Source organism: Lentzea terrae (genome assembly GCF_003265345.1).
GTDB lineage: Bacteria > Actinomycetota > Actinomycetes > Mycobacteriales > Pseudonocardiaceae > Lentzea > Lentzea terrae.
The window spans coordinates 37766-64282 of record NZ_QFWW01000005.1; the positions used below are offsets into that span (position 1 = coordinate 37766).

Annotated in this window: 23 protein-coding genes and 1 pseudogene; 9 read left to right on the plus strand and 15 right to left on the minus strand. The window is 68.5% G+C overall.

Translation table 11 applies throughout. From position 1 onward, the window contains the following. Window positions 1-2 precede the first annotated feature (2 nt). From purF to DI276_RS08920, 5 genes are all read right to left on the minus strand, one after another. Window positions 3-1508 carry an amidophosphoribosyltransferase gene (purF, locus tag DI276_RS08900; RefSeq protein ID WP_112262812.1) on the minus strand — a complete coding sequence of 502 codons (1506 nt, stop codon included), beginning with the start codon at window positions 1506-1508 and terminating at the stop codon, window positions 3-5. Window positions 1509-1606: 98 nt separating this feature from the next. Further along, window positions 1607-1948 (minus strand): hypothetical protein, encoded by a 342-nt coding sequence (locus DI276_RS08905; RefSeq protein WP_112262813.1) that lies wholly within the window; start codon window positions 1946-1948, stop codon window positions 1607-1609. Then, a complete protein-coding gene (locus tag DI276_RS08910) occupies window positions 1948-2286 on the minus strand; it encodes a hypothetical protein (protein ID WP_112262814.1) in 339 nt (112 codons plus the stop codon). Before DI276_RS08910 ends, DI276_RS08905 begins: the two co-directional genes overlap by 1 nt. Continuing rightward, window positions 2286-2609, minus strand: coding sequence for a hypothetical protein (locus tag DI276_RS08915; RefSeq protein ID WP_112262815.1), 324 nt, complete (start codon window positions 2607-2609; stop codon window positions 2286-2288). The genes DI276_RS08910 and DI276_RS08915 overlap by 1 nt, the downstream gene beginning before the upstream one ends. Further along, the gene (locus DI276_RS08920; protein ID WP_112262833.1) at window positions 2609-3355 is read right to left on the minus strand and encodes a maleylpyruvate isomerase N-terminal domain-containing protein; all 747 of its coding nucleotides are present in this window, start codon (window positions 3353-3355) and stop codon (window positions 2609-2611) included. Before DI276_RS08920 ends, DI276_RS08915 begins: the two co-directional genes overlap by 1 nt. Before the next feature lie 94 nt (window positions 3356-3449). Here DI276_RS08920 and DI276_RS08925 point away from each other — a divergent pair, with 94 nt between their 5' ends. Together DI276_RS08925 and DI276_RS08930 are read left to right on the plus strand one after the other, a co-directional pair. Then, complete coding sequence (locus DI276_RS08925) at window positions 3450-3773, plus strand: type VII secretion target (protein WP_112262834.1); 324 nt, start codon at window positions 3450-3452, stop codon at window positions 3771-3773. Next, entirely contained in the window at window positions 3770-5779 is a 2010-nt protein-coding gene (locus DI276_RS08930) for an alpha/beta hydrolase (protein WP_112262816.1), read from the plus strand. The genes DI276_RS08925 and DI276_RS08930 overlap by 4 nt, the downstream gene beginning before the upstream one ends. On the opposite strand, the gene DI276_RS08935 is transcribed toward DI276_RS08930, so the two are convergent. Continuing rightward, complete coding sequence (locus DI276_RS08935) at window positions 5776-6123, minus strand: sterol carrier family protein (RefSeq protein WP_408610511.1); 348 nt, start codon at window positions 6121-6123, stop codon at window positions 5776-5778. The genes DI276_RS08930 and DI276_RS08935 overlap by 4 nt on opposite strands. 88 nt (window positions 6124-6211) lie before the next feature. On the opposite strand from DI276_RS08935, the gene DI276_RS08940 reads away from it, so the two are divergent. Together DI276_RS08940 and DI276_RS08945 are read left to right on the plus strand one after the other, a co-directional pair. Further along, window positions 6212-7732, plus strand: coding sequence for a type VII secretion protein EccC (locus tag DI276_RS08940; RefSeq protein ID WP_112262817.1), 1521 nt, complete (start codon window positions 6212-6214; stop codon window positions 7730-7732). Then, window positions 7729-9417 carry an FtsK/SpoIIIE domain-containing protein gene (locus tag DI276_RS08945; RefSeq protein WP_112262818.1) on the plus strand — a complete coding sequence of 563 codons (1689 nt, stop codon included), beginning with the start codon at window positions 7729-7731 and terminating at the stop codon, window positions 9415-9417. The genes DI276_RS08940 and DI276_RS08945 overlap by 4 nt, the downstream gene beginning before the upstream one ends. On the opposite strand, the gene DI276_RS08950 is transcribed toward DI276_RS08945, so the two are convergent. The 5 genes from DI276_RS08950 to DI276_RS08970 form a co-directional block, all read right to left on the minus strand. Continuing rightward, entirely contained in the window at window positions 9412-11061 is a 1650-nt protein-coding gene (locus DI276_RS08950; protein WP_112262819.1) for a glycosyl hydrolase family 28-related protein, read from the minus strand. The genes DI276_RS08945 and DI276_RS08950 overlap by 6 nt on opposite strands. A 56-nt stretch (window positions 11062-11117) precedes the next feature. After that, window positions 11118-11924: an ESX secretion-associated protein EspG gene (locus DI276_RS08955; protein WP_112262820.1), complete on the minus strand. Its 807-nt coding sequence runs from the start codon at window positions 11922-11924 to the stop codon at window positions 11118-11120. Then, on the minus strand, window positions 11921-13150 hold the full coding sequence (locus DI276_RS08960; RefSeq protein ID WP_112262821.1) for a PPE domain-containing protein: 1230 nt from the start codon (window positions 13148-13150) through the stop codon (window positions 11921-11923). Before DI276_RS08960 ends, DI276_RS08955 begins: the two co-directional genes overlap by 4 nt. A gap of 15 nt (window positions 13151-13165) precedes the next feature. Then, entirely contained in the window at window positions 13166-13537 is a 372-nt protein-coding gene (locus DI276_RS08965; protein ID WP_157984592.1) for a WXG100 family type VII secretion target, read from the minus strand. 123 nt (window positions 13538-13660) lie between these two features. Further along, window positions 13661-14242, minus strand: a complete 582-nt coding sequence (locus DI276_RS08970; protein ID WP_112262823.1) for a DUF3558 domain-containing protein — start codon at window positions 14240-14242, stop codon at window positions 13661-13663. 149 nt (window positions 14243-14391) lie between these two features. Here DI276_RS08970 and DI276_RS08975 point away from each other — a divergent pair, with 149 nt between their 5' ends. Further along, a complete protein-coding gene (locus DI276_RS08975; protein WP_112262824.1) occupies window positions 14392-17037 on the plus strand; it encodes a glycoside hydrolase family 2 protein in 2646 nt (881 codons plus the stop codon). Here the strand turns inward: DI276_RS08975 and DI276_RS08980 are convergent. The 3 genes from DI276_RS08980 to DI276_RS08990 are packed head-to-tail and all read right to left on the minus strand — an operon-like array spanning window position 17030 to window position 21908. After that, complete coding sequence (locus DI276_RS08980; RefSeq protein WP_198680526.1) at window positions 17030-18814, minus strand: glycoside hydrolase family 15 protein; 1785 nt, start codon at window positions 18812-18814, stop codon at window positions 17030-17032. The genes DI276_RS08975 and DI276_RS08980 overlap by 8 nt on opposite strands. 55 nt (window positions 18815-18869) lie before the next feature. After that, window positions 18870-21035 carry a putative bifunctional diguanylate cyclase/phosphodiesterase gene (locus tag DI276_RS08985; protein ID WP_198680527.1) on the minus strand — a complete coding sequence of 722 codons (2166 nt, stop codon included), beginning with the start codon at window positions 21033-21035 and terminating at the stop codon, window positions 18870-18872. Between the two features lie 54 nt (window positions 21036-21089). Further along, window positions 21090-21908 (minus strand): SAM-dependent methyltransferase, encoded by an 819-nt coding sequence (locus DI276_RS08990; protein ID WP_112262838.1) that lies wholly within the window; start codon window positions 21906-21908, stop codon window positions 21090-21092. Window positions 21909-21980: 72 nt separating this feature from the next. Between DI276_RS08990 and DI276_RS08995 the strand changes: the two genes are divergently transcribed. Continuing rightward, complete coding sequence (locus DI276_RS08995) at window positions 21981-22874, plus strand: hypothetical protein (protein ID WP_112262825.1); 894 nt, start codon at window positions 21981-21983, stop codon at window positions 22872-22874. 643 nt (window positions 22875-23517) lie between these two features. Beyond that, a pseudogene (locus DI276_RS52945) lies at window positions 23518-23640 on the plus strand (pentapeptide repeat-containing protein); the annotation flags it as partial. A 120-nt stretch (window positions 23641-23760) separates the two neighbouring features. Here DI276_RS52945 and DI276_RS09005 read toward each other — a convergent pair. Then, window positions 23761-24654 carry a LysR family transcriptional regulator gene (locus DI276_RS09005; protein WP_112262827.1) on the minus strand — a complete coding sequence of 298 codons (894 nt, stop codon included), beginning with the start codon at window positions 24652-24654 and terminating at the stop codon, window positions 23761-23763. Window positions 24655-24732: 78 nt separating this feature from the next. On the opposite strand from DI276_RS09005, the gene DI276_RS09010 reads away from it, so the two are divergent. Both DI276_RS09010 and DI276_RS09015 read left to right on the plus strand, forming a co-directional pair. Then, window positions 24733-25578, plus strand: coding sequence for an aldo/keto reductase (locus DI276_RS09010; protein WP_112262839.1), 846 nt, complete (start codon window positions 24733-24735; stop codon window positions 25576-25578). Between the two features lie 42 nt (window positions 25579-25620). Further along, window positions 25621-26412: a lysozyme gene (locus DI276_RS09015; RefSeq protein WP_112262828.1), complete on the plus strand. Its 792-nt coding sequence runs from the start codon at window positions 25621-25623 to the stop codon at window positions 26410-26412. Window positions 26413-26517 lie beyond the last annotated feature (105 nt).

Sequence of the window (26517 nt, forward strand, 5' to 3'; positions counted from 1 at the left end):
GCTCAGGGGCGACGCAGAGCGTCCTCGGCACCATAGCCGGTGGACAGGACGGGAGCGGCTGAGCCCGCCACGCCCTTGAGGCCCTCGAGCAGGTGCTTGCCGATGAGCGCGTCCGCGGGCAGCTCGATCGGGTACTCGCCGTCGAAGCACGCCGAGCACAGCCGCGTCTTGGGCTGCTCGGTCGCGGCGACGAGCTGCTCCAACGACACGTACCCGAGCGAGTCGGCGCCGACCGAGCGGCGGATGCCGTCGTCGTCCAGGCCGTTCGCGATGAGCTCTGCCCGCGACGCGAAGTCGATGCCGTAGAAGCACGGCCACTTGACCGGCGGCGACGCGATCCGCACGTGCACCTCGAGCGCACCGGCCTCGCGCAGCATGCGCACGAGCGCGCGCTGGGTGTTGCCGCGCACGATCGAGTCGTCCACGACGACCAGCCGCTTGCCGCGGATGACGTCCCTGAGCGGGTTCAGCTTCAGCCGGATGCCCAGCTGGCGGATGGTCTGCGAGGGCTGGATGAACGTCCGGCCGACGTAGGCGTTCTTGACCAGGCCCGACCCGTACGGAATGCCGCTGGCCTGCGCGTACCCGATCGCGGCTGGCGTGCCGGACTCGGGCACCGGGATCACCAGGTCGGCCTCGACCGGGTGCTCCTTGGCGAGCCGACGGCCGATCTCGACGCGCGTGGCGTGCACCCCGCGCCCGGAGATCGTCGTGTCCGGCCGCGCCAGGTAGACGTACTCGAAGATGCAGCCCTTGGGCTCCGGGGTCGCGAACCGGGTCGATCGCAGGCCGTCACCGTCGATCGCGATGAGCTCACCGGGCTCGACCTCGCGCACGAAGCTCGCGCCGACGATGTCCAGCGCCGCCGTCTCGCTCGCCACGACCCAGCCGCGCTCCAGCCGGCCGAGCACCAACGGGCGGACGCCGTGCGGGTCGCGCGCCGCGTAGAGCGTGGACTCGTCGGAGAACGTCAGGCAGTAGGCGCCCTTGACCGTGGGCAGCAGCTCCAGCGCGGCCTGCTCGATGCCCTTGTCGGCCGCCGCGTGGGCGAGCAGCCCGCAGAGGATGTCCGAGTCGGTCGTCGCGCCGTTGCGCTCGACGATGCCGAGCGCCTTGGCCTTGTCGAGCAGCTCGGCGGTGTTCACCAGGTTGCCGTTGTGGCCGAGGCTCAGGCCACTGCCGGCGGCCGTCGTGCGGAACGTCGGCTGCGCGTTCTCCCAGGTCGTGGACCCGGTGGTGGAGTAACGGCAGTGCCCGACGGCCACGTGGCCCTTCAAGCTTTGGAGCACCTGCTCGTCGAAGACCTGGCTGACGAGCCCGAGGTCCTTGAAGACGACGACCTGCGCCCCGTCAGCGACCGAGATGCCCGCCGCCTCCTGGCCGCGGTGCTGCAGGGCGTAGAGCCCGTAGTAGGTCAGCTTAGAGACGTCCTCACCGGGAGCCCAGACGCCGAAGACGCCGCACTCCTCACGGGGTTCCTGTTCGGGCTGGGAATGGTCGGCGACCACCGAGTTGGCTCCCTCACGAGTGGGGCTGGCTGCAACCCGAGTGTAAGTGGAGCAAGGGGCCAACTACCCCCTTCGCACCCCCGGTGAGGTGACCAAACTCATGCCTTCCGGCACTGAAACAGCTCGGTGGAGATCGAGTTGGTCTGCAGCGCCCCGATCGTGCGTTGTTTGGCGAGGCAAACGACCTCGTCGCCGACCTGCACGTCACCGTCGATCTCGGCAGGTTCCACGATCTTGCCGGTGAAGTTCTCCCGGTCGTACGCGTCGCTCGGCAGCTCGCCGACCGGATCCAGCCAGACCTGCACTTCAGCCGGGTACTTCTCGGGCAACGGCTGGTAGTCCTCGATCTTGGTCACCTTCAGGCGGATCTCCGCCTCCCAGGTACCGGCGCAACCAGTGAGTGCGAGGCAGCCCGCGAGCATGAGAGCGATCTTGCGCATCAGGCCTTCTCACAGGACGACAGCTCAGTCTTGATCACGCTGGTGTCGGTGTAGCCGGTGGTTTTCTGCTGTGCGACGCAGACGACCTCATCGCCGACCGCGACCTCGCCGCGGATGCCGGACCGCTGGACGACCTGCGGGCTCACGGTGTCCGGTTCCAGGACGCCGTCCGGCGGCTCACCGACCAGCTCCAGCCGGAGCTTCGCGTACTTGCGGTCGTACTTCGCCGGCACCTCGTAGATCTTGTCGACCTTGAACCGGACCTCGTGCTTCCAGTCGGCCGCACCACAGCCACTCAGCACGAAGCAGCCCGCCAGCACCACAACGATCTTGCGCATCAAGCCTTCTTGCAGCTCTTCACCAAGGTCACGACGTTGGAGTCCCCGACCGCGCTGCCCTTCTTCTGCTCGACCAGGCAGAGCACCTCGTCGCCGACCGCCGCACCACCGCTGACCTGCTTCGGCTGCACCGGCTTGCGTGCCAGGTCCTGCGAGTCCAGTGCGCCCTTCGGCGCGTCACCCACGAGTTCGAGGCGGAAGAACTCGGTCGGGCTGCTGGTGTCGAGGGACTTGATCCGATATCGGACCTCCTCCCCCTGCCAGGAGGCGGCACATCCGGCGAGCAGCAGACAAGCGGCCACCACCGCGACGAGCTTGCGCATCAGTGCCCCCGTCCGACCTGGAGGACGTCCAGCACGCGCCGGTCGCCGGTCATCTCCTTGAGGTTCATCCGGTTCCAGAGCCAGAAGTAGACGAGCTCAGCGTCCCCGGTCACCTGCGCGTCGCCTTCCTCGCCGGGTGCGGCGGCACGGGTCTGGGGCACCTCGCCCTCGGTCAGCGAGATCAGCCACGACTCGGGTACGTCGGTGGGGCGCACTACTGCGGTGCCGGACACGTTGCTCGGCACGTCGCCGTCGAGCTTGGCCGCGACGATCGTGGTCAGCACTTCGTCGATGCCGTCGACGCAGAGGTCTGCGGCCGTGGCGACGACCTGGCGGACGACCGTCTGCGCGTCGAACCGGCGCAGGACCGTCTCGTGCGCGATCCGGCGGTGCCATACCCAAGACAAGTCGGGAGCAGCCGGTGAGAACGTCCACACCGGCCGGTTGCCGGGTACGGCCGCGAGGACCTCGCCGGCCTCGGCCAGCTGCAGGTCGAGGTATTCGAGCGGGGACAGCCCGCCCCTCGGTGCTGGCGGGCGCATCGGGTTGCGGCTGCCGGTGCGCAGGTAGGCGGTGGAGGTTTCCAGGAAGCGCGCCAGGTGCACGACGAGGTCCTGCACGGTCCACCCGGGACGCGTCGGCACCTCGGCCGCCGGGTCCGCGTCCGCCACTGCCTTGCGGAACATCTCCGCCTGCTCGATGAACACAGCGGTCCACCGCTGAGCCGTCCACCCTGTCTGCGCCATGAGCGACATCGTGCCCGAAACGTTCCGCGCACGAGTGGGGAACCGGCGATGATGTGCCTGCGTCGCAGTGATCGAAGACCAACAGGGGGTGGCGATGTTCGGCGTTGAGCCAGAGCTGCTGCGCAACGCGTCCAAGGAGTTCGGCAACGGCTCCGACGCGGTGCGCGAGGCAGCGGAGATGATCTCGATGCTCAAGCTCGATGCCGGTGCGCTCGGCGAGGTGGATGCGGCGGCGGAGTTCGCCGACGCCCTGTCCAAGTTCGTGGGCACGCATTCGCAGGACCTCCAGCGCGGGTCCGCCTGGATCACCGACGCCGCAGAGGGCCTGGTCTCGAACGCCGAGGCCTATCAGCGCACGGACGAGGACCACGCATCGGCGCTGAATAAGCTCTTTCAGGGACTTGGGGGCGGCAAGTGAGCTACACGGATCCGGAGAGCCTCTACGGCAAGCTCGCGTCCGGTGACGTCGGCCGGATCGCTGCGGCCGCCGACCCGATCACGGGGGCGATCAGCGCCGTCGGTCGCGCCGGCGACTCGGTGGCCAAGGGCGGCAAGACCGCGGTGAGCAACTGGGTCGGCGAAGCCTCCACCAGGTTCACCGCGCGCGCCGAGCTTTCCGTCAACGCCGCCAAGGCCGCCGTTGAACGACTTGGTGCGGGCGTCGACATCGTCCAGGCCGCATCCCGGGCTTATGGCCAGATGCGCGGCGCCGCAGACCAGGCGATCAACGTGTGGCGCAGCCGTCCGCCAGGTCTCGACGAAGAGCAGACCCGCACGCTCGCCAACCAGGTCAACGACTCCCTGAACAAGGTGAAGTCGGGCTACGACAACGTGCTGCGCTCCTACGCCGGCGCCCTCACCAAGATCCCACCTGGCTTCGAGCAGTCCGCTCGCACGGACTGCGGCTGGGATCGCGCCGCTCAACGGGCAGGCGCAGGCGGGGCGCTGCCGCCGGTGCCGCCACCCGGTACCGATCCGAAGACGGTCGCTGCCTGGTGGAAGTCGCTCAGCGCCGACCAGCAGAAGGCGCTGCTGGACACCAAGTTCCAGGAACTCGGCCAGCTTCCCGGGCTGCCGGCCGAGGTGCTGGACAAGGCGAACCGCCTCCGCGTCGCCGATGACATCGACAGGTTCGGCAAGCAGAAGGACGAGCTGAAACAGCAACTCGCCGACAGGGCGCGTGAGCTGGGCGTGGACCCGGAGTCGGCAGATGGCCAACGGGCGCTGCGCAACGACCCGCAGGGCTCTGCGCTGATGTCCCAGTACGACGAAGCTGCCCGTCGCCACCGCAACGCGGAGGCGGCGAACACCTCGTTGCTCATGGCCGGCGACCAGGTCGAGAAAAACGGCAAGCAGGCCTACATCCTCGCCTACAGCCCGGACGGCCCTGGCGGCAAGGAAGGCACCATGGCCATCGCGTTCGGCAACCCGGACACCGCCAAGAACCTCGCTGTCTGCGTGCCGGGAACGACTTCGGACCTCGCCGGTGGCTTCAGCATGGAACAGGCCGCGAACCTCAGCAACGCGATGGGACCGGACGGGGCCGCGATCCAGTGGCTCGGGTACGACGCGCCCGCCGCCGCGCTCGGCCAGGTCAACGACCCGGCACAGGCCATCGAGGGCGGCAAGATCCTCGCGCAGGACGTCGCGAACTACCGCGCGGTCAACCCCAACGCGCACGTCACCGTGATCGGGCACAGCTACGGCAGCACGGTGGTCGGCTACTCGGCGATGGACAACGGGCTGAAGGCCGACGACATCGCGTTCGTCGGCTCGCCGGGCGTCGGTGCGTCCAACGTGAACCAGCTGGGGCCGGGGGCCGGGCACGTCTACGTCGGCGGCACCGAGCACGACCCGGTCATCCAGGGCACGAGTGGCGACTGGTTCACCAAGGACGGTTCGTCGACCGGTCCGTACGACTCGTCGTTCGGGGCGAAGCAGTTCGGCACGTCCGGTGAGTCCTGGGTCGGGCACGCGCACTCCGCCTACTACGACAAGGGTTCCGAGTCGCTCGACAACCTCGCGAAGATCGCAACCGGTCGCGGCGGTGACGTCAGCGAGCAGCGCTGGCAGGACTCGCCCACGCCGGTCGAGGTGCCCGGCTCGCACCTGCCCGGCGTCGGCCCGGTCATCGACTGGGGCGTCAACACCGGCAAGGAGGTCGTCGACATGGGCGAGGACGTCTGGCGCGGCGGTGGCCAGGTCGTCGACGACATCTCGAAGGGCAACTGGGGCGACGCGGGGCGCCACGCGGCCGGCACCGTCGGCGAGCTGGGCAGTGACGCCGTCGACGTCGTGGCCGACACGCTCGGCAACGTGGGTGAGCTCGGACGTGACGCGTACGAGGGCGGCAAGGCCGTGGTCGAGGGGGTCGCGGACGGTGCGAAGTCCGTCTACGACAACACGATCGGGTCCTGGTTCTAGAAGCGGACGACCGGCAGCAGGTGGGAGAGGTCGGCTCGGGTCCCCGACGCGGTGACCCGAGCGCCGTCCAGGGCCTCGGTCCACGCCAGCGCGCCGGTCGCCAGTTCGAGCCACGTGCGGGCGTCGGTCTCGATGACGTTCGGGGGCGTGCCACGGGTGTGCCGGGGGCCTTCGACGCACTGCACCGCGGCGAACGGCGGCACGCGCACCTCGACGCTGCGACCTGGGGCGATCTGCTCCAGGGTGCGCAGGCTCAGGCGGACGGCGGCGGCCAGCGCCGGGCGTTCTGGCTGGTCAGCCTCGCCTCGTAGCCAGGGGAGAACGGCCTGCACCGCGGCTCGCATCTCGGCGGGGTCGACGGGCTTGGCTGGCACGGCGCCCACATTAGCGAAGGGGCAGCGGCGGTCCCTGGGCTGTTGGTATATCTGGACGGTGATCAGGAACTTCGCCGTCGTCGGTCCGGGGCAGGCGACCAGGGAGCGGCTGACCGCGGCTCTTGCGGCCGCGCCGGACATGGCGGTCTACCGGATCGGGCGGGGTGCCGACCCGTTGCCGGTCTCGGCCACCTTCGATCCGTCCGACCAGGCCGGGTGCCGGAGCCTGCTGGACTGGTTCGAGCGCGGGGCGCCGTCAGGGGCGGTGTTGCTGGTGGACGACTGGCGGCTGTGCTTCGAGCAGGACCCCGAGCTCGACGGCGTGGTCGAGTGGATCGCGGCGTTCGGGCCCGCGCGGGGTGTGCAGGTCGTCGTGACGGCGCGGACGTGGGACGAGCTGCCGGGCGCACTTCGCAAGCACCTGCACGGTGAGGCGACGGACTTTCTTGCGCTGCACGGGATCGAGGCCGACCTCAGCAACAAGTACCAGCGGCACGACCTCAAGGCCGCGATCGGTGTCGACGAGCGCGGGTGGCCGGTGTACCTGGACATCAGGGACGTGCTCGCGTGTTCCGGGCCGCAGCGCGTGCAGCAGCTGCTCAGTGTGTTGCTGGGGCTCGTGGTCACGCATTCGCCGCAGGACCTGAACATCGGCGTTTTCGACATGAAGAGCACCGGGATGTTCAACGGTCTCAGCCCTGCTCCGCACTTCTCGTTCGTGCTCACGAGCGAGGACGAGGACGAGCTCTTCGAGCGGTTCCAGGACGGTCTGGCCGGCGAGCTGAGCCGACGCCAGCAGCTCCTGCACGACGCCCGGTGCCGCAACTTCACCGACTACCGGGCGCTGGCCGACGTGGAACCGTTGGCAGCACTGCTGATCTGCGTCGACAGCGCCGAGGTGCTGATCGACCGGCACCCCGGCTTCCAGAACGTCCTGGAGTCGCTCACGAGGGCGGGCCGCACCCTCGGCATCCACCTGCTCTACTCCGGTGACACGCTCCCGGCACAGCTGCCGTTCCCGGAGTGGCCGGCCGCGACACCTCCGCACGACTTCGCCGAGTGGGCCGAGGAGTTGCCGCACCTGCTGACCGGCTCCGCGCCGCCCGCCCACGAGATCGCGTTGCCACCGCTGCACCAGAGCTACGACGACTGCACGCTGGAAATGCTGCCTCCTGGCGCCATCGGCATCGTGGACAAGCCGTTCGAGCAACGCCGCGACGTCCTCGTCCCCGCTTTCACCGAGGAGCTGCGGCACGGCGCCATCGTCGGCAAGCCCGGCACCGGCAAGAGCACGACGCTGCGCACGCTGGCGGGCGTCCTGGGCGACCTGGCCGGCTACCAGCTCCTCGACGGCCCGGGCGAACCCCTCGACCCGCAACGGCACATCGTCGTGACCGCGTGCTCGTGGGACCAGGTGCCGCCGTTCATCAGGGACAGCCTGGCGTTCGGCATCGAGTTCCGGCTCGACGACCCGGCCACCTCACTCGTCGACGCCCACCAGGCCGCGCGCGTGCCGGACCAGCCCGGGTTCGGGCTCTCGGTGCCGGACCGGCTGCACGTGCAGATCGCGCTGCCATGACCCGTCTCGCGCTCGTCGGCCCGCCGCACCTCACCGGGCCGCAGATCCCGGCAGCACCAGGCATCTACCGCATCGGCCGCGGTGACTCGCCGGTGGCGGCCGTCAGCTTCGACCCAGCGGACGAACGCCGCCGCCAGAACCTGCTGACGTGGTTCGAACGGGGTGGCGAGCCCGGTGCCACCCTGCTGATCGACGACTGGAAGCTTTGTGCGGCAAGCGATCCCGGGCTCGCCGAGTCCGTTCGGTGGATCACCACCACGGCGCGCGAGGTCCGCGTGATCATCACTGCCCGCGTGCTCGGCGATCTGCCCGATCGTGTCAGCTTGCAGGTCGAGGTTCTGGATTTCCTGGCATTGCACGGCATCCACGAGTTCAGCAAGGCCCTCGCGTGGAAGGGGCGGTGGTGGAAGGTGCCGGTCGGCGTCGACAGCCGGGGCGCACCAGTCGTCGCCGAGCTCACCCACTTCGCCGACGGGAAGTGGCGGACGGGATCGCATCTCGCCGTCACCGCGCGGGAGGCGTTTCGGAGTCTCGTGCTGGGCCTCATGACCACGCATTCACCCAAGCTGTTCCAAGCGATCTTCATCGACGCGCACGACACGGACACGTTCGCCGGGCTTGACCAGGCACCGCACGTGCAGGCCCACCACCGGGACGTGGCAAGGAATCCCGTCCCGCTGACCGATGCGCTCCTGGCCGAGTCGGAACGCCGGCTGGAGATCGTCGGCAACACGTGGACGATCTTCGACCACCGGCAGCTCGGTCAGGTGCTGCCGCAGCTTCTCATCTGCGTCAGCGGGTTCCGCGACATCGCGCAGACCGAGCTGGGCAGCGCCCTCGCCACCATCGCCAAGGACGTCGGCCGGTCCGGGATGCAGCTGTTGCTGGACGCGCCGCACGAGTCGACGCGGACGACGATCGACGACTGCAGCATGCCGGCGAACCTGGAACAGCGCGCCGTCGAACTTCCTCGGCTGATGCGTCAGGTCGAGCCGCCGCCGGACTTCTTCACGCTGCACGACATGCTGCGGTTCGACCCGGCGCACGCGTGGCGCAAACGTCCGGCCAAGCTGCGGTACCGGACCGCGGTGGGCGTGGACGAGCACGGGCAGCCCGTCGAGATCGACGTCAAGGCCGGTCTCACGGAGGACGGGATGGGGCCGCACGGCGAGGTGGTGGCACCTCCCGAACGACGTGCGGATGCGCTCAAAGCGCTGATCCTCGGCCTGATGCTGCGGCACTCGCCGGATGAGCTCCAGGTCGTCCTCATCGACGTCAACGACACCGGCGTGTTCGCGGGCCTCGAACACGCACCGCACGTGCAGCCGCACGACCTGAAGGACGACCTGGAACGACGCATCAGGATGCTGGCGGACGGCGCCGAACCACCGCGACTGCTCGTCTGCGTGGACGGCGTGCACGGCCTGGCCGAGACGCGACCGGAGTTCCTCAGAACACTGCAGATGCTGACCGAAGTCGGCCGCACCTACGGCCAGCACCTGCTGCTCTCCGACACGGCACCGCCGAGCGACGTGCCGAAGCTGCACACGACCTACCGCCTCGAACTCACCGAGGACGGCTGGCAACGCCGCATCAGCAGATCGGTGGAGAGCTTCATGCTCCCCACCGATCTCACCGAAGTCGCGCGGTCGTTACCGGTCGCGATGTACGCCGCTGGCTCATGAGCGGCGCAACTTCCGTTGTGCGTCGTAGAGGTTGCGCGGCGTCACGTCGGTGGTGCCGTAGAGCTCCAGGCGCGAGTTCAACGGGCCGGTGAAGTCCGGCTTGTCGATCTGGCCGAAGTCGCGGACCTCGGAGATCGCGACGGTGGCGCTGCACGGCGCGACCTGGTCGATGCGGACGTTGCCGGCGCGCTGGTTCGTGACGGTCACGTTCCAGTGCGTGAACCGGGCCCCGTACAACGGCCCCGCGTTGGCGCTGCCGCCGTGCGCGCCGACGTTGTTGATGGTGATCTCGGTGCGGACGTTGGCGAACGGCAGACCGCGGTGGGTGTCGAAGACGTCGTGGTCCATGCGGCCGCGCGTCCAGACGTTGCCGCACGACAGGCCCTCGACGTTCAGACCGTGGTTGCCCGCCCCCGCCTGCGAGGGCTCGGACGGGGCCTCGATCACGAAACCGTCGGTCAGGTTGTCGTGCGACTGCTCGCGCGTCGCGTAGGCGTGGTGGTGGCCACGGCCGGAGACACGCGTGTTCAGCAGCGAGATTCCCTTGGCGGACACCAGGAGGAACCCGTTGTCGACGTCCTGGACGTGCACGTCGTCGGCCCAGCAGTCCCACGCGCACTGGAACGCGAGGCCGTTGTACCCCTTGTCCTGCAGGTGTTTCGGCGTGGGCACCTTGAACATCTCGATCTTGATGCCCTCGACGCCCGCACCCGTGATGACCGGGGCCATCGTGGTCAGACGCGCCTTCCACTCCGGGCGGATCTCCAGCGGCAACGGCTGCGCGAGCTTGACCCTGTTGCCGCGCACCCACTCCACGCGCACCGGCCACAGGAACGGGAAGTACGACAGGAGCTTGTCCTTGTCGTCCCACTTGTAGGACGACGTACCGGGAACATCGCCGCACATGTGCTTGGGCAACGAGTACTTGTCGTCGTCCAGCCGCAGCAACACCCGCTGCCCGGCGCGCAGCTTGCGTCCATTCTCGACGGTCACGACGAACGAGCCACGCGCGGCGGACCCGGTAACGGCGGTCAGCGTCGATCCCAGCTCCAGCTCGTTGCCCGTCCAGCCCTCGAAAGGCCACTTGCGAGCCTTGATCGCGTCGACCAACGGCTGGTAGCGGTCGCGGTGGCACACCCACACCAGACCACCGGACCAGCTCCACGCCGAATTCTCCGAGCCGTAGCGGCTGCGGTTGATGCCGACGATCTCCTCCAGCGACCTGGTCGCGCAGAAGGTCGTCTTCGCGCTGCCCGCACCGCGCAGCACCACGTTGTCGTAGCCGATCCGGATGATGTCGTCGATCCGATAACGACCGGGCGGCACGAAGACGGTGCCGCCGCCCAGCCTGCCGACGAACTCGATCGCCTTGTTGATCGCGACCGAAGCGTCGGCCGAACCGTCCCGGCGGGCGCCGAAGAACAGCACGTTCGCCAGCACGGGCCGACGAGCAGGCCGCTCACCCGTCCGGTAACCGGCGTACGCGACGTTCGGGATCTGCGGGTGGTTGTGGGGGTTCGCCACGAACTCCTGCCACAGCGAGGCGGAGGGCGCAGCCGAGGCTGTCCCCACGCCCGTCACAGCTGACGTGCCGACCAGCGCAACCCCTGTAGCCAGCAGGAATCGCCGTCTGTCGATGTTCATTTCGCCGTCTCCAAGGGGTCTTGGCCACGGCGGCGGTGGTCAGATCAAACCAGACATCAGTCGCTTGCGGAACGAACTGCCTCGGAGATCAGCTCGTCGACCTGGTGCATCATCCGGCGGGCGTCCGTGGGCGTGAACGTGCTCCACGGCGGCTGGCCGTTCGAGGCACGGCGTTGCTGCAGGTAGCGGCCTTCTTCGGTGTCGAAGAACGCGACCACGCGCTCGGGACGGCAGCGCTTGCCGTACTTGTCGCGGGCAGCAGCACCGAAGTTGCCCGTGTGCACGAGCCCGGTGAACATCTTGACCAGCGCCTTGGCGTCGTCCTCGCGCAGGCCGACACCCCGGAACGCGGCCTCCATCGACTTCGGCGAGCCGTCGGTCTGGGAGATCGCCTTCTCGATGTCCGCGCTGGGCAGCGTCACCGAGAGACCGGTGCCGGCCGGGTGCGCGGGCAGCACGGACAGCACCGCGGAGGCGAGCCCGGAGCCCGCCCACGGCTGGAAGGTCAGTTGGTCGTCCCGCAACGTCGCGAGCGCGCCGTAGTCGCCGTTCGCGACGGCGAGGACGCGCAGGCTGTGGCCGAGCCAGAGGCGGCCGTCCGCCTCCCGCTCGGGCTTCACGAACATGCGCAGCAGTCCGTCCAATTCGGACGAAAGACCACGCGAGTTGCCCAGCCGACGGTAGTCCAACTGCTGGTAGACGCGGTTCTCGAGCTCGATGCGCTCGTCCCGCGTCTTGCCGGGCGTGGGAACCTTCAGCACGAGCGGCATCGGGCCGACGTCCATCCGTTCCCACACCACGTCGAACTCCTCGGCGGAGAGAGTGATCGGCTCCCTCTCCGCCGGACCGCCGAACAGGCTCACTCGGAGATGCCTCCGATGACGGGCGGCGCGACCATGCGCTCGTCCCCGAACACGTCGTCGGTCTCGACCAGGTAGTCGGCCGCCTTGTGCTCGAGGTCGTCCTCGCCCTCGCCCTTCTGGCCGTGCGCGCCACCGGCACCCATGCCGGCACCAGCGGCACCGCCCTTGCCACCCGCGGCACCGGCGCCCATGGCACCGCCGCGCATGCCGTCCGGACCGGAGCCCATGCCGGGCATCATGCCGCCGGCCTTCATCGAGCCCTGCTGGCCGGACCCGAGCGAGCCGGACATCGGGCCGAAGGCCTTGCCGCCACCCAGCTGACCACCGCGAACGCCACCCGTGCCACCGCCGGGCACGCCCGTGCTCGGCCTGGTGAACACCGGACCGGGCGCCACGGGAGGCTGCGGCGTGGGGGTCGGCGTCGGCGTCGGGTGCGGCAGGTTGGTCGGCGGCGGGGCGACCGGCGGCGTCGACGGAGGCTGCGTCCACGACGTGTGCGTGGTGTCGGTGGGCGGCGGAGGCGTCCACCCCGTGGTGTGCTGGTTCGTCGTCGGCGTCGTCCACGACGGGTTCGTCGTACCGGTGTTGCCGGACGGCGAGTACGGGGTGTTGGACGTGTAGCCGACGCGGGTGTTCTCGTTGCCGGACGAGCTCGGCGGCGGCGTGTCGATCACGACCTGCGGCGGGTCCGGGAACTCGCCGAGCGTCGAGGAGTTCCAGCGGCTGTCCGACTGGTAGTCCTCCATGACCTTGACGGCCTGGGCGGCGGCGTTGTCCGCGGCGGCTTCCTGCCGCTCGTGGTCCACCTGCTGGCCGACGACGTGCGCCATGCCGACCGGGCCGGTGAGCACGCCGACTCCGATGTCGAGGAGGCCGGGCTTCTCGGTGGTGACCGGGACGACCTCGGGCATCTTCTTGCGCGCGTCGGCGATGAACTCGCCCTGCAGGCGCGCGGAGCTCTCCATGGTGCCCGAGCCCTGCTCGGCGTACCCGGCCCACTGCGCCAGCGGCGACAGCGCGCCCTGGGCGGCGTCGGCGGCGTCGGACTCCCAGCCCGCACCCATCTTGGTCAGCGCGGTGTGCAGGTCGCCGTCGATCTGGGCGAGCGTTTCCTTGATCTTCTTCCAGCCCTGCTCCACCGGGATGGAGGCGGAGACGCCGGGACCGGAGTTGATCATCTTGTACAGCTCGGGGTGTGCGTACCCCTGGAAGCGGTGGTCAGTCATCGGTCAGTCCCCCTCTCAGTCCAGATCCCGCTGGTGCTTGCCCCACATGGCCGCGTTGTCGCCCTCGACCTGGCGGTACTGCTCCTCGATCATCTTCAGCTGGTCGACCACGCCCTGGAGCTGCTCGCGGTAGAAGTTCAGCGCAGCCAGCGCCTTGCCGGAGGTCTGCTCGTTGAAGGCCTTCGACGTCTCACTGCTGATCGGGTCGTGCGCCCAGGGCTTGGTCGGCAGGTCGGACACCGCCCGCTTGATCTTGGCGTCGAACTCGTCGATCGCGCGCTCGAACGCCTTTCGGGCCTCTGGAATGGCAGACGGGTCCACCTTCAGCTTGCGCTGACCGAACTCCGTGGGCGTGGACACGCCACCCCCACCATCCGCGAGATGCACGGCACACCCTCCTCAGTACGGCCCTCAGGGAATGGACCGCGTGTGCTTTTGGGACGACTTTAGCTCTGATGCATTACGCCGGTGACCGGTTCCCGGTACAAGGCGCGTAGTTCTACTCAATCCTCACTTGGCCACGAGCGCCGCTACGACCGCGTTCGCGACCTTCTTCGCCTGCTCGCACGCCGCGTCCGCAGTGGACTTTTTGTCGCCAACAGCGTTGACCAGCAACAACTGCCCGTCGTTCACATCGATGTAGACATCGCAGACCGGGCCAAGGCCCCCGTCGCGCTGATCGGCGTAGGCCGGGTAACCGGCGACCTGCAGCGAGGTGAGCTCTGCCTCACCGACCGTTCGCTTGAGCCGGTCCACACCGCCGTTGAGCAGCGTGTAGATGGAGGAGATGTACGTGCGGTCCTCGAAGTTGGCGGTGCAGGTCTTGCTGCCCTCGCCGTAGTCGGGGAGCGGGTCGCTCGGTGTCACGAGGCGAACCCCGAAGGCCGTCTTCACCTCGGGCGTGAACAGCGTGCACGGGTCGAGCGTCTTGAGGTCGACCGCCTTGGGCCTGTTCACCGGAGCAGCACCGGCTGAAGTTCCGGTCGTCGGGCTTCCACCGGTCTGGTTGCCGGCGGTGGGCGTACCGGGTTGCGTCGAAGAACACCCGGTCAGGACCGCAGCCAGCACGAACGGGACGGCAAGTCGAAGCATGAAGGTCAACGTATCGGATCGGTGCGCACGGAGTGTCGCGAACGGTGTGTCTCGTGTCACCCGAAGGGCGCATTGCCGGTGACCTCACCAAAAGGAAACCTTCTTTACGATACCCCGAGCGCCGCCGCCCCGATGCGTCGAGGAGCGACATGCTGCGCAACCGACCACTACCAACACTGGTCGTGGCGGCGGTGGGTCTGGCCTTGCTCGTGCCAGGTACCTCAGCCAACGCGGGACCCGTGCCCGGCACGGGGGCGGCGCTGAAGGTGGCCGCCAGCCCAGGAACGACCTCCACCGTCCCCGACTGGCGGATGCAGAGCAGCGCCAAGGCCACGCAGGCCGGTGACGTGATCTCCGGACCGGCCTATTCGGACACCGGCTGGCTGACCGTGCCCGCGCGGTCCACCGTGATGGCCGGTCTGGTCGCCAACGACAAGTACCCGGACGTCCGCTACTCCGAGAACATGAAGCAGGTCAACGCCAACGACTTCAAGGTCGGCTGGTGGTACCGCAAGGTGTTCCAGGCGGACCCGCAGCAGGGCGTCAACACGTTCCTCAAGCTCAAGGGCGGGATCATCTCGCGCGGCGAGATCTGGTTGAACGGCACCAAGGTCGCCGGCACGGACAAGGTCGTCGGCGCCTACCCGACGCACGAGTTCAACGTGACGTCGTTGCTGCGCAAGGGGGACAACGCGCTGGCGATCAAGGCGTCGCCGTCCGACCCGCAGAACGACCTGCTGATCCACTTCATCGACTGGGCCCAGCTGCCGCCCGACCGCAACCAGGGCATCTTCCGCGACGTGTCGTTCGAGCCGAGCGGCCAGGTCTCGCTGCGCAACCTGCGCGTCGACTCCGACCTGCCGCTGCCGAGCCTCGCCAGCGCCAAGGTCACCACCAAGGTCGACGTCCGCAACAACACCGGCGCCGCGGTCACCACCGACGTCACCGCGACCGTCGCCGGACAGGTGTTCAAGCAGCAGGTGCAGCTCACCGCGAACCAGACCAAGACGGTGACGTTCAGCCAGGACCTGCAGAACCCGCAGGTGTGGTGGCCGTTCCAGATGGGCGCGCAGCCGCTCTACCTGGCCACGCTCGCCGCGAACGTCGGCACCACCGAGTCCGACACCGCGAAGACGACCTTCGGCGTCCGCGAGGTCACCTCCAGCATCCGCGGCAGCGGCAGGCAGTTCACCATCAACGGCAAGCCTTTCCTGGTGCGCGGCGGCGGCTGGGCGTCGGACCTGTTCCTGCGCACTGATCTGCGCTACATCGAGGACCAGCTCGACCTGGTCAAGGCGATGGGCATGAACACCATCCGGCTCGAAGGCAAGCCGGAGAACGACGAGCTGTACGACCTGGCCGACCGCAAGGGCATCATGTTGCTCACCGGCTGGGAGTGCTGCTCGAAGTGGGAGAAGTACAGCTCGTTCGACGCTGAGGACAACCGCGTCGCCGGTGAGTCCGCGGAGAGCGAGGCCAAGCGCATCCGCAACCACCCGAGCATGATCGGCTTCATGATCGGCTCCGACGCCGCACCAGGCGCCGGTCTGGAGAAGATCTACCTGGACGCCCTGAAGCGGGCCGAGTGGAACCTGCCGGTCATCTCGTCGGCGAAGAACATCAGCTCGCCGCAGCTCGGCAACCCCGGCATGAAGATGGACGGCCCGTACTGGTGGGAGCCACCGGTCTACTGGTTCAACAAGCAGAAGGGCGGCGCGGCGGGCTTCGCGTCCGAGATCGGGCCCGGCGCGACCATCCCGGAGCTGGACGAGCTGAAGAAGTTCCTGTCCCAGGGCGAAATCGACAAGCTGACGAACTACAACGCGACGCAGTACCACCTGTCGCCGTCGTCGACGTTCAACAAGCTCACCTTCTGGGGCACGGCGCTCGACAACCGCTACGGCAAGCCGTCCGGGGTCGAGGACCTGGTTCGCAAGGCGCAGCTCGCCAACTACGAGACGAACCGCGCGCAGTTCGAGGCGTTCGGCGACAACTTCAACGACGCGAGCAACCCGTCCACGGGCGTCATCTACTGGATGCTCAACAACGCCTGGCCGACGCTGTACTGGCACCTGTACGACTACTACCTCGCCACGGCGGGTTCGTACTTCGGCGCCAAGGCCGGTCTGCGTCCGTTGCACGCCCAGTACTCCTACGACGACAAGTCGCTGGCCGTGATGAACACTTCGCTGCAGAGCGCGAACAACCACAAGCTGCAGATCACGCTGTTCAACCTCGACGGCACGCAGAAGGCCGACGAGACGCGCAACGTGAACGCTGCGGCCAACGGTCCCACCAAGGTGGGCTCGCTGCCGCAGCCGTCCGGGCTGTCCACGACGTACTTCGTGCGCCTGCTGCTGAAGGACGCGGCCGGCAACGTGGTGGACCGCAACGTCTACTGGCTGTCCACCAAGGCCGACACGCTGAACTACGGCGCTTCCACCTGGTACCACACGCCGCAGTCCGGTTACGCGGACCTCAAGGGCCTGAACACGTTGAAGCCCGGCACGGTGTCCTCCAGCGTCTCGACGGCACCCGCCGGCGACGACAAGCAGGTGACCACCGTGACGCTGAAGAACACCGGCGCCTCGGTCGCGTTCTTCGTGCGGGCGTCGCTGCGCAAGGGCCAGGGCGGCGCCGAGGTGCTGCCGACGCAGTGGAGCGACAACTACGTGACGCTGTGGCCTGGCGAAACGCTCACGTTGAAGGCCGAGTACCGCTCGTCGTCGCTCGGTTCCGCGCTGCCCGTCGTGGAGGTCTCCGGCCACAACGTGGCGAAGAAGTCCGTCAGCTGAGATAGCGCTGCACGACAACGGATGGTCGCTCGACCGGTGTGCCGCGGTCGAGCGACCACGCCAGCCGCACGTACTGCGCGTGCGTCCAGGCGAGTGGGGTGGCCGAGGTGGTTCCTCGGCCGTCCCACACCTGTTCGGGCAGCATCCGGCCGCTGTTCGCGGTCTTGGCGATCTCGTTCAGTCGCTTGGCAGCGCCGGCTTTCTGACCGAGGAGCAGCTCGTACTCGCCGCGCTCTCCGGTCAGCAACGGCCAGAGCCGTCCGTACGTGCGGGTCGGCGTCGGCCAGTTGATGTTCCACGGCCTGCCGTCCGCGGTCTCGCCGTAACCGTCCTGCGTGAACCGGTGCCAGTAACCCTGTTCCTTCAGCTGCTGGTCCACGACTCGCACGGTGTTGCGGACAACCGGGTCGTCGGCGCGTTTGACGCCCAGGCGGGTGAGTTCCAGGAAGCTCGGGTCGACCACGGCGCGCTGGTCGATGTCGGTGGGGTTGTTGTCGCCCAGGTTGTACTTCGTGCCGTTGTCGGGCTGTCCGTCCTTGGTCACGCGCAGGTAGTACGGCTTCGGCTCGTACGGCCCGGTGCTGGTCGCCGTCCAGCTCTCGACCTTGCGCTGCCACTCGTCGGCCGCTGTCAGGTACTTCTCGGCGTTCTCACCGTTGCGCTGCAGCAGGTCCGCGAAGCACACCAGGCCGGCGATGGCCGAGGCGATCGTGGCGGGTGAGTAGCCGTCCTGGTTCTCCCACCGCTCCTGTTCGCTGAACGGCGAGTTCGGGTAGCTCAACAGGTAGTCGGCCGAGCGCCGCAGAGAGTCCACTGTGGACTTGTCGGTCCGGTCCAGGTGCCAGGCGAGCAGGAGCGGCGCGGCGGTCTGGTCGAGCTGGACCTTGGTCCACACCGGGGTGCCGTCGACCCGCGTGTTCTGCGGCAGGTGACCGTCCGGCTGCTGCTGCTTCTGCAGCATGAAGTCCAATGCCCGCTGGGCGAACCCGCGGTCTCCTGCGGCGATCATCGCCGTGGACACGTGGTACAGGTCGCGTGGCCACACCAGTGCGTACGGACCGAGCTCCGGCGCGAGCTGCCGGTCGAAGCCGAACGCCCACGGGAAGCTCGGCGACGCGATCGACGCGCCGGGATTGGTCTTGTCCTCGGTCGCGGCCAGCACCATGACCGACATGTCGTAGAGCCGCCGGTCTGCGGACTTGGGCCGCTTCAGGCCGTCCAGGTAGGTGTGCCAGCCCTGCGCGTACTCCCTTGCCACCTCGCGGAATCCGCGATCCTGGCCGGGCCCGAAGCTGACGGTGAAAGTGCCTCGTGCCTGGCGCACCGGTCCGGTGGGCAGGGTGCTTCGCACCGAACTGCCGGCCTTCATCGGCACGTGCTCGATGGAGAGCCTGGCAGGCCGGTCGGACGAGAAGGCCACGTCCGCGAGCACGGCGGGGCGCTGTGGATCGGTGACATAGGTGATCTCGGCCCGCCAGCCGTCGCCGCGCAGGCGTTGGCGGAAGGTGAGACTGCGGTCGTCCGCGGGCTCGGTGTGCGCCTTACCGGGTTTGCCGTCGACCAGCAGGCGGGTCTCGCGGGTCGCGGGTGTGCTGAGGTCGGGGAAGAAGATCTCGGAGAGGCCCTGGTGGCCGAGGGTGAACCAGACCGGGCTCGCTGCGGATCTCGCGGTCCCGAAGCCCTGTTTGTCGGCGGGGAGGGGAACTACGTCGGCGGCGGCACGAGCGACGGGGGTCATCGAGGCGAGCAGGAGGGCGACCAGGGCCAGGTATTTCATGGCCCTTCGGGTTCCCCGCCCTGGAGATCACCACGCGCGAACCCGCCGCCCGCAGCTAGAGATCGCCCCGCAGCAAGCTGTCGATGTTTTCGGGCGGGCCTGGGCGAGCGAAGAACCACCCTTGCCCTGTGTCACAGCCCAACCGCAACAGCCGGGCGGACTGAGCAGGTGTCTCGACACCCTCAGCCGTCACGCCCAACCCCAACGCGTGCGCGAGCTGCACGAGAGTCGCCACGATCTGCGAGTCGACCGGGTCTTCCTCGGTCTCGGCCCGCAGCCCTTCCATGAACGAGCCCGCGATCTTCAGTTCGTGCACCGGCAGGTGCTTCAAGTACGCCAGGTTCGAGTAACCGGTACCGAAGTCGTCGATCGCGATGCGCACACCCATGTCGCACAACGCCCGCAGCGCCTCCAGCGGCTCGTCCGCGGTGCCCATGATCGCCGACTCGGTCAGCTCCAGCTGCAGGTGGTGCGGCGGCAGCGCGCACTCGTCGAGGATGCGTTTGACGTCGCGGACCAGCTCGGGGTCGCGGGACTGGCGCACGGCCAGGTTCACCGACACGAACGGGGCCGCGTCGCCGAACTCGACCAGCCAGCGCCGCGCCTCCTCGCAGGCCTTGCGCAGCACCCACCGTCCTAACGGGACGATGAGGCCCGTCTCCTCGGCGAGCTCGATGAACCGGTCCGGCGCGAGCCGTCCGAACTCCGGGTGCTGCCAGCGCACCAGGGCCTCGACGCCGGTCACCGTCGAGTCCTCCAGCCGCACCAACGGCTGGTACTCGACGTAGAACTCGCCGCGTTCCAACGCGCGCGGCATCGTGGCGGACAGCGTGAACCGGGCGACCTCGCGGGCGTTGCGCTCCGGGTCGTAGAGCGCCCAGCGCGCCTTGCCGTCGGCCTTGGCCCAGTACAGCGTGATGTCCGCGTCGCGCATCAGGTCGGCCGACGTCGTGCCGGACAGCTGCCGTTCGACGATGCCGATGGACGCCGAGACCGACAGCTCGTGGCCGGCGATGCGGATCGGCGCCTCCAGCTCGGTGAGCACGCGGTCCGCCACGTCGACGATGTCCTGCTCGCCGGTCGAGCCCTCCACGAGGATCACGAACTCGTCGCCGCCCATGCGCGCGACCAGCTTGCCCTCGCCGGACACCGAGTGGTCCAACCGTCTGCCGACCTCGACGAGGAGTTGATCTCCTATGTCGTGGCCGAGCGAGTCGTTGATGACCTTGAAGCCGTCCAGGTCCAGGTAGCAGAGGCCCGCGCGGACGTGCTTGGCCCGGTTGTTGAACACGCGGCCGAGGCGTTCGAGGAACAGCGCGCGGTTCGGCAGCCCGGTCAGCGGGTCGTGCAGGGCCTGGTAGCGCAGCCGGTTCTGCAGCAGGTGGCGGTCGGTGACGTCCTCGATCATCGCCACCTGGTACTGCGGCTCGCCGTGGTCGTCGCGGACCAGCGACAACGTGAGGTGCGTCCACACCTGCTCGCCGTCGGCGCGGTGGAAGCGCTTCTCGGCGCGGTAGTGGTCGCACTCGCCCGCGATGAGCTGGTCGTAGAGCCGCCAGACGCTGCCCGCGTCCTCTGGGTGCATGAGGTCGCGCACGTTGTACTGGCGCATCTCCTCGACGCTGAACCCGAGCATGTCCTGCAGGGCCTGGTTGACGTCCAGTATCCGGCCCTCGATGTCCGCGATGCCGATGCCGATCGCGGCCTCGGTGAACATCGCGCGGAACCGGGCCTCCGACGCCCGCAGCATCGCTTCTGCCTGGTCGCGGGCGTCCAGGACGGCCGCCCTGATCGCCTCCTGCTCGGCGAGCGTGCGTTCGCGCAGTGCGCGGGCGTACCCGGCGGCCAGCGCGCCCTGCAGGGCGGCGAGCCGGGACTGCAGCCGGTCGTCGCCGGCGGAGCCCAGTTCGGCCAGCAGGTCGTCGCCGAGCAGCTGGATCGTGCGGCCCAACGTGTCGGTGCCGGTGAAGTGCGCGTCGACCAGCCGGGAGCCGATCTCGTAGCCGGGTGCCGTGCGGAACGGGCTCGCGAACAGCGCCTCGACCAACAGCTCGGTGAGGTCCTGCAGGTGCTGGGCGACCTCGGCGCGGGTCATCGGCACGTAGCTCGACCCGATCACGGCCGTGGCCCAGCTGCGCGCGAACGACTCGGCACCGGCCAAAACGGCCGGGTCCAAAGGAGAGCGGTCGTCACGCACCCGGTGGTCAACCCGTTCGGTCATCTGCTCGGCCCTAACGCCACGAACGCGCAGCATACGGGCGGTCGCCGTGCGGAGTCATCTCTGCGCCTTTCGGCCTACCGCGCAGAATCCCGGGAAAGGCCTGCCTGACGCGTCCGGGTGCTCGGGAGACTCGGGACGCCAGGCGGGCAGCCGCACCACACCGGGTTCGACCAGCTCGAACCCGTCGAAGAGCCTGGTGAGCTCTGCCTTGTTGCGCAGCGTCGTCCGGGTGACGGCCTTCTCGTAGACGGTGCGCACCTCGCGCAGCTCGGGCGTCTCCTCGTCCGCCTCATAACCGGAGTGGGACACCACGAGGAAGCTGCCGGGAGCGAGCCGGTCGCGGTAGCCGCCGATGATCCCCGCCGGGTTCTCGTCGTCCGAGACGAAGTGCAGCAGCGCGATCATCAGCACCCCGATCGGCTCGTCGAGGTCGAGCAGGTCGTTCACCTCTGGCGAAGCGAGCACGGACACCGGGTCCCGCACGTCGGCCTGCAGCACGTTCACCCGTTCGTCGCCGTCGAGCAGCGACCGGCTGTGTGCGACGGCGACCGGGTCCAGGTCGACGTAGACGACCTTCGCGGCCGGATCGACCGACTGGGCGATCTCGTGCACGTTGCCCACGGTCGGGATGCCGGAGCCGAGGTCGAGGAACTGCCGGACGCCGCGGCCCAGCAGGTAGCGGACGGCCCTGCCCAGGAACGCGCGGTGGTTCAGGACGATGCGGCGCAGGTCGGGCATCATCTCGAGCGTCTGCTGCGCGACCGCGCGGTCGGCGGCGAAGTTGTGCGCGCCGCCCAGGTAGTAGTCGTAGACGCGCGCCACGCTCGGCCGTTCCAGGTCGATGTCCCCCGGCGCCCAGTTCGGCCGCTCCACCCGTCCCACCTCGTTCGTGTTCGGACCGTTCCCGCCCATCATGCACCGACCGCTTGGCAGAATGCCGACCTCGTGAGGAAAAGTTTGCTGCTGCCGACCGTGCTCGCTTCACTGGCAGCGTTTGTGCTGGTAGGCGGCGTGTTACTGCTCCTCGACCCCGGCGCGCCGAAACACGAGGCCATCAAGACCGGCGGACTCGCGGGCGGCGCGATCGTGGCGCTCTACGCGCTGTGGCTCAACGACCGGCGCCGCAAGGTCGAGGAAGCCCGCCAGGAGCTCGAGAGCCAGCGCATCGACCACGACCGGTCCCGCGTGGCCGACGAACGGTTCGCCCGCGCCATCGAGCTGCTCGGACACGACACGGCACAGGTGCGCGTGGGCGCGATGCACGCGCTGGCCGGGCTGGCGAAGTCCCGGCCGGAGTACACCCAGACCGTGCTGGACATCCTGTGCGCCTACCTGCGCCGGCCGTTCAAGTACACCGACCCCGACGCGGAGCTCGACGAGTTCGACGTGGAGCTCAACGAAATCGAGCTGGAGGTCCGGCTGACCGCGCAACGGCTCGTCGAGGACCTGCTGCCGCGCGTGGAGGAGAAGGACCCGGTCAAGTACGACCTCAACCTCACGAAGGCCCACCTGCACTACATGGACCTGTCGTACCGGCACGTCGGCGACCTGATCCTCCGGGTGGCGCACCTGAACGAGTCCAACGCGTTCCACCACATGGTGATCCACGGCAACGCCTACTTCACCGAGGCAAAGGTCGCCGGCCGGTTCTACGTGCACCACACCGAGTTCCGCGGCAAGGCGTGGTTCAGCCGGTTCAAGGCGCGCGGGCTCGCGGTGTTCACCGACTCGAAGTTCCTGGGCGAGACCAAGTTCGCCGGTTCGGAGTGGGCGGACGTGAAGGCGGACGGCTGTACGTTCGCGACGGAGCCCGAACTGCCGGAAGCGTGGAGGAACTGACGTGCGGAATCCCTGGCTGATGGCGGTGCTGGCGGCCCTGGTCGTCACCGCCGGGACCGGCGTCGCGCTGAAGCTCGTGAACGCGCCCGCCATCGAGATCGTGAAGACCTCCGGGGTCGCGGGTGGCGCGGTCGTCGCGCTGTACGCGTTGTGGCTCAACGACAGGCGCCGCCGCACGGAGGAGGGCCGGCACAGCCTGGAGAGCGAGAAGGTCGCCGACGAGCGGTTCGCACGCTCCGTGGAAATGCTCGGCAACGACGCGGACCAGGTGCGGGTGGGCGCGATGCACGCCATGGCGTGGCTGGCGAACTCCACGCCCCGGTACAAGCAGACCGTCATCGACGTGCTGTGCGCCTACCTGCGCCGGCCGTTCCACCACCCCTCGTGGGACCACAACGGCGGCGACCCGGACACGATCTTCATCAAGGACATCAATCCGGAAGTGCAGCAGGAGCAGCAAGTCCGCCGCACCGCGCAGCGGCTGATCCGCGACCTGCTGTCGTGGGGCGACGGCACCGACCACAAGCACTACGACCTCGACCTGACCAGTGCGGCGCTGGAGTACTTCCAGCTGGACGGCCGGCACGTCCGCAGGTTCACCGCACGGCGCGCCCAGTTCTACGGCATCACGACCCTGCCCCGGATGCACGTGCAGAAGCCGACACTGTTCTCGGGCGCCACCTTCCACGGACGGCTGAACCTGCAGGACACGAAGTTCGAAGGCGGGTTGGCCTTCACCGAGGTCACGTTCAAGGGCAAGGTCGACTTCAAGGGAATGCAGGTCGGCACGTTCCTCGCGCTCACCCAGCCGCCTCCTGCCGAACAGCTCGGCGCACTGGAGATGTTGCCCGGTACCGCGATGCGCGACAGGTACGAAGGCTGGGCGCTAACCGGCAGCACGGAGGCGGCCGGACTTGGCCTCCGCGACCATGTCGAGCAGCACCCCGGCGGCCGCGCTGACGGTGTTCCCGGTGACGGCAACGGTCTCGGCAACGGGCACGTCCCCGCGCAGGCCGACAAAGCGCGCGTTGTCGGTCTTGACGGCGAAGGACTGCGGGACGAGGGCGACGCCGAGACCGAACCCGACGAAGTCAAGAAGTGAGTGCACGTCGTTGACCTCGACGGCGACGTGCCGCTCGACATCGGCCGCGGCGAGCGTGCGGTCGACCTCGTCGCGGGTGCCCCAGTCGGCGTTGAAGTCGACGAACGGCTGACCGGACAGCTCGGTCAGCTCAACTGATTCCCTGCTGGCGAACGGACTTCCGAGCGCGCACGCGAGCACCAGCGGTTCACTGGCCAAAGTGGACACTCGCAGGTCGTCGGCCATCTTCGGCTGACGCGTGACGAACGCGAGGTCGAGCCGTCCCGCGCGGACCTCCTCGACCAGCTCGGCGTTGCCGGACTGGCGCATCCTGATCTCCACGCCGGGGTGGATCTCGTGGAACCGCGCCAGCACCGCGGGCAGGTGCACCACGTGCAGGCACTGCAGGCTGCCGACGGACAACGTGCCGCGCAGCAGTCCCTGCACGGCGGCGACCGCGTCCTTGGCCGACTCGACGCTGCTCAACGCCCGGCGTGCCTCCGGCAGCAGCGCCCGTCCGGCCTGGGTCAGCTCGACCTGCCGGGTCGTGCGCAGGAACAACGGCGCGCCGAGCTCGACCTCCAGCGCCCGGATCGACGCCGAGAGACCCGACTGGGAGACGTGCATCCGGCGCGCGGCCCGCGTGAAGTGGCACTCGTCGGCGACCGCGAGGAAGTGTTCCAGCTGTCTCAGTTCCACGATTCATCACCCGCAGTGCTCAATGAGATCACTTCTTTGCGTTGGACAGCTTAATCGCTGAGGTCCAGAGTGGAGGTCATGCAGAAGCGTCGTATCGGAGAAGTGGAAGTCAGCGCCATCGGCCTGGGCGGCATGCCCGTCTCCATCGAGGGGAGGCCGGACCGCGCCCAGGGGATCGAGACCATCCACGCCGCGCTGGACGCGGGCGTGACGTTCATCGACACCGCCGACGCCTACTCGCTCGACGACAGCGACTTCGGGCACAACGAGGAGCTGATCGCGGAGGCGTTGCGCGGCAGGTCGGCATCGGACGAGGTCTTCGTCGCGACGAAGGGCGGCCACACCCGCCTGCCGGGCGGCGGCTGGGGCCTCGACGGACGTCCGGAGTACCTGCGCCGCGCCGTCGACGACTCGTTGCGGCGGCTCGGGGTCGACCAGATCTTCCTGTACCAGTTCCACCGGCCGGACCCGAAGACGCCGATCGCCGAGTCGGTCGGCGCGCTGAAGGAGCTGCTGGACAACGGCAAGATCCGCTACGCCGGTGTCTCGAACTTCAACCCGGACGAGATCGTGCAGGCCAACGACATCCTGGGCGGGCGGCTCGCGGCCGTGCAGAACCAGTTCTCGCCGTCGTTCCGGTCGAGCGAGCCCGAGCTCGAGCTGTGCGACAAGCTCGGCATCGCGTTCCTGCCGTGGAGCCCGTTCGGCGGCATCAGCAAGGCGGGCGCGTTGGCCGGTCCGTTCAAGGAGGTCGGCGACGCGCACGGCGTGAGCGCGCACCAGGCCTGCCTCGCGTGGATGCTGGCGAAGTCCGAAGTGGTAGTCCCCATTCCGGGTGCTTCTCGCCCGGCCAGCATCCGCGATTCCGCCGCGGCCACCCACCTGGAGTTGACCGAGGACGAGTTGACCCGCCTGGACGGGTGATGCCGGTGGCAAACCAGGACAAATGGTCGCACGATCTAGTCCATGCGGACCTTGATCAGCATCGTCGCGATCGTCACCGTCCTGTCGCCGGCCCCCGCGTCCGCGGTGCCCTTGCCAAAGGGCTCCGCGGACCACACCGCCGGTTCCCAAATCCTCAAACACGAGGGCACAGGCGACCTTCGAACAGCGGACGACCCGCCAACAGAAGGAAAAGTGCCCGGCATGGACGTCAGCAGTCACCAAGGTGACGTCGACTGGCAGTCCTCTTGGGACAAAGGAGCCCGGTTCGCCTACGTCAAGGCGACCGAGGGCACCCACTACCGGAACCCGAATTTCACCCAGCAGTACAACGGTTCCTACGACATCGGCATGATCCGCGGCGCGTACCACTTCGCGCTGCCGAACCGTTCCGACGGTGCCGCGCAGGCGAACTTCTTCGTCGACAACGGCGGCGGCTGGTCACCCGACGGCAAGACGCTGCCGCCCGCGCTGGACATGGAGTACAACCCGTACGGCGAGGTCTGCTACGACATGGACCAGGCCACCATGACCGCGTGGGTGAAGTCGTTCAGCGACACCGTTTTCGCGCGCACCAGACGGCATCCGACGATCTACACGTCCACGAGCTGGTGGAACAGGTGTGTCGGCGGCTCGGTGAAGTTCGGCGACAACAACCCGTTGTGGGTCGCGCACTACAACTCGACGCTCGGTCCGTTGCCCATGGGTTTCGATTTCCACACCATCTGGCAGTGGCAGGCCGCCGGTCTCTTCCCCGGCGACCAGAACCTCTTCAACGGCCAGTTCGAGCAGCTTCAGCGCATCGCCGCCAGCTGACGGCGATGCGCTGAACCAGCTAGACGGTATGACCTGACCGCTTGATGTGGAGTGGTTGCGGGCCGGGGCCCCGCTCACGCTTGTTCGTGGGTTGCCGGGCAGGAG

What these genes read in the sequence shown, in the direction of transcription:
- DI276_RS08905 (WP_112262813.1), bottom strand. Translation starts at nt 1,948, where the DNA reads ATGCGCAAGATCGCTCTCATGCTCGCGGGCTGCCTCGCACTCACTGGT.
- DI276_RS08910 (WP_112262814.1), bottom strand. Translation starts at nt 2,286, where the DNA reads ATGCGCAAGATCGTTGTGGTGCTGGCGGGCTGCTTCGTGCTGAGTGGC.
- DI276_RS08915 (WP_112262815.1), bottom strand. Translation starts at nt 2,609, where the DNA reads ATGCGCAAGCTCGTCGCGGTGGTGGCCGCTTGTCTGCTGCTCGCCGGA.
- DI276_RS08920 (WP_112262833.1), bottom strand. Translation starts at nt 3,355, where the DNA reads ATGGCGCAGACAGGGTGGACGGCTCAGCGGTGGACCGCTGTGTTCATC.
- DI276_RS08925 (WP_112262834.1), top strand. Translation starts at nt 3,450, where the DNA reads ATGTTCGGCGTTGAGCCAGAGCTGCTGCGCAACGCGTCCAAGGAGTTC.
- DI276_RS08935 (WP_408610511.1), bottom strand. Translation starts at nt 6,123, where the DNA reads ATGCGAGCCGCGGTGCAGGCCGTTCTCCCCTGGCTACGAGGCGAGGCT.
- DI276_RS08945 (WP_112262818.1), top strand. Translation starts at nt 7,729, where the DNA reads ATGACCCGTCTCGCGCTCGTCGGCCCGCCGCACCTCACCGGGCCGCAG.
- DI276_RS08950 (WP_112262819.1), bottom strand. Translation starts at nt 11,061, where the DNA reads ATGAACATCGACAGACGGCGATTCCTGCTGGCTACAGGGGTTGCGCTG.
- DI276_RS08960 (WP_112262821.1), bottom strand. Translation starts at nt 13,150, where the DNA reads ATGACTGACCACCGCTTCCAGGGGTACGCACACCCCGAGCTGTACAAG.
- DI276_RS08970 (WP_112262823.1), bottom strand. Translation starts at nt 14,242, where the DNA reads ATGCTTCGACTTGCCGTCCCGTTCGTGCTGGCTGCGGTCCTGACCGGG.
- DI276_RS08975 (WP_112262824.1), top strand. Translation starts at nt 14,392, where the DNA reads ATGCTGCGCAACCGACCACTACCAACACTGGTCGTGGCGGCGGTGGGT.
- DI276_RS08980 (WP_198680526.1), bottom strand. Translation starts at nt 18,814, where the DNA reads ATGAAATACCTGGCCCTGGTCGCCCTCCTGCTCGCCTCGATGACCCCC.
- DI276_RS08985 (WP_198680527.1), bottom strand. Translation starts at nt 21,035, where the DNA reads ATGACCGAACGGGTTGACCACCGGGTGCGTGACGACCGCTCTCCTTTG.
- DI276_RS09010 (WP_112262839.1), top strand. Translation starts at nt 24,733, where the DNA reads ATGCAGAAGCGTCGTATCGGAGAAGTGGAAGTCAGCGCCATCGGCCTG.
- DI276_RS09015 (WP_112262828.1), top strand. Translation starts at nt 25,621, where the DNA reads ATGCGGACCTTGATCAGCATCGTCGCGATCGTCACCGTCCTGTCGCCG.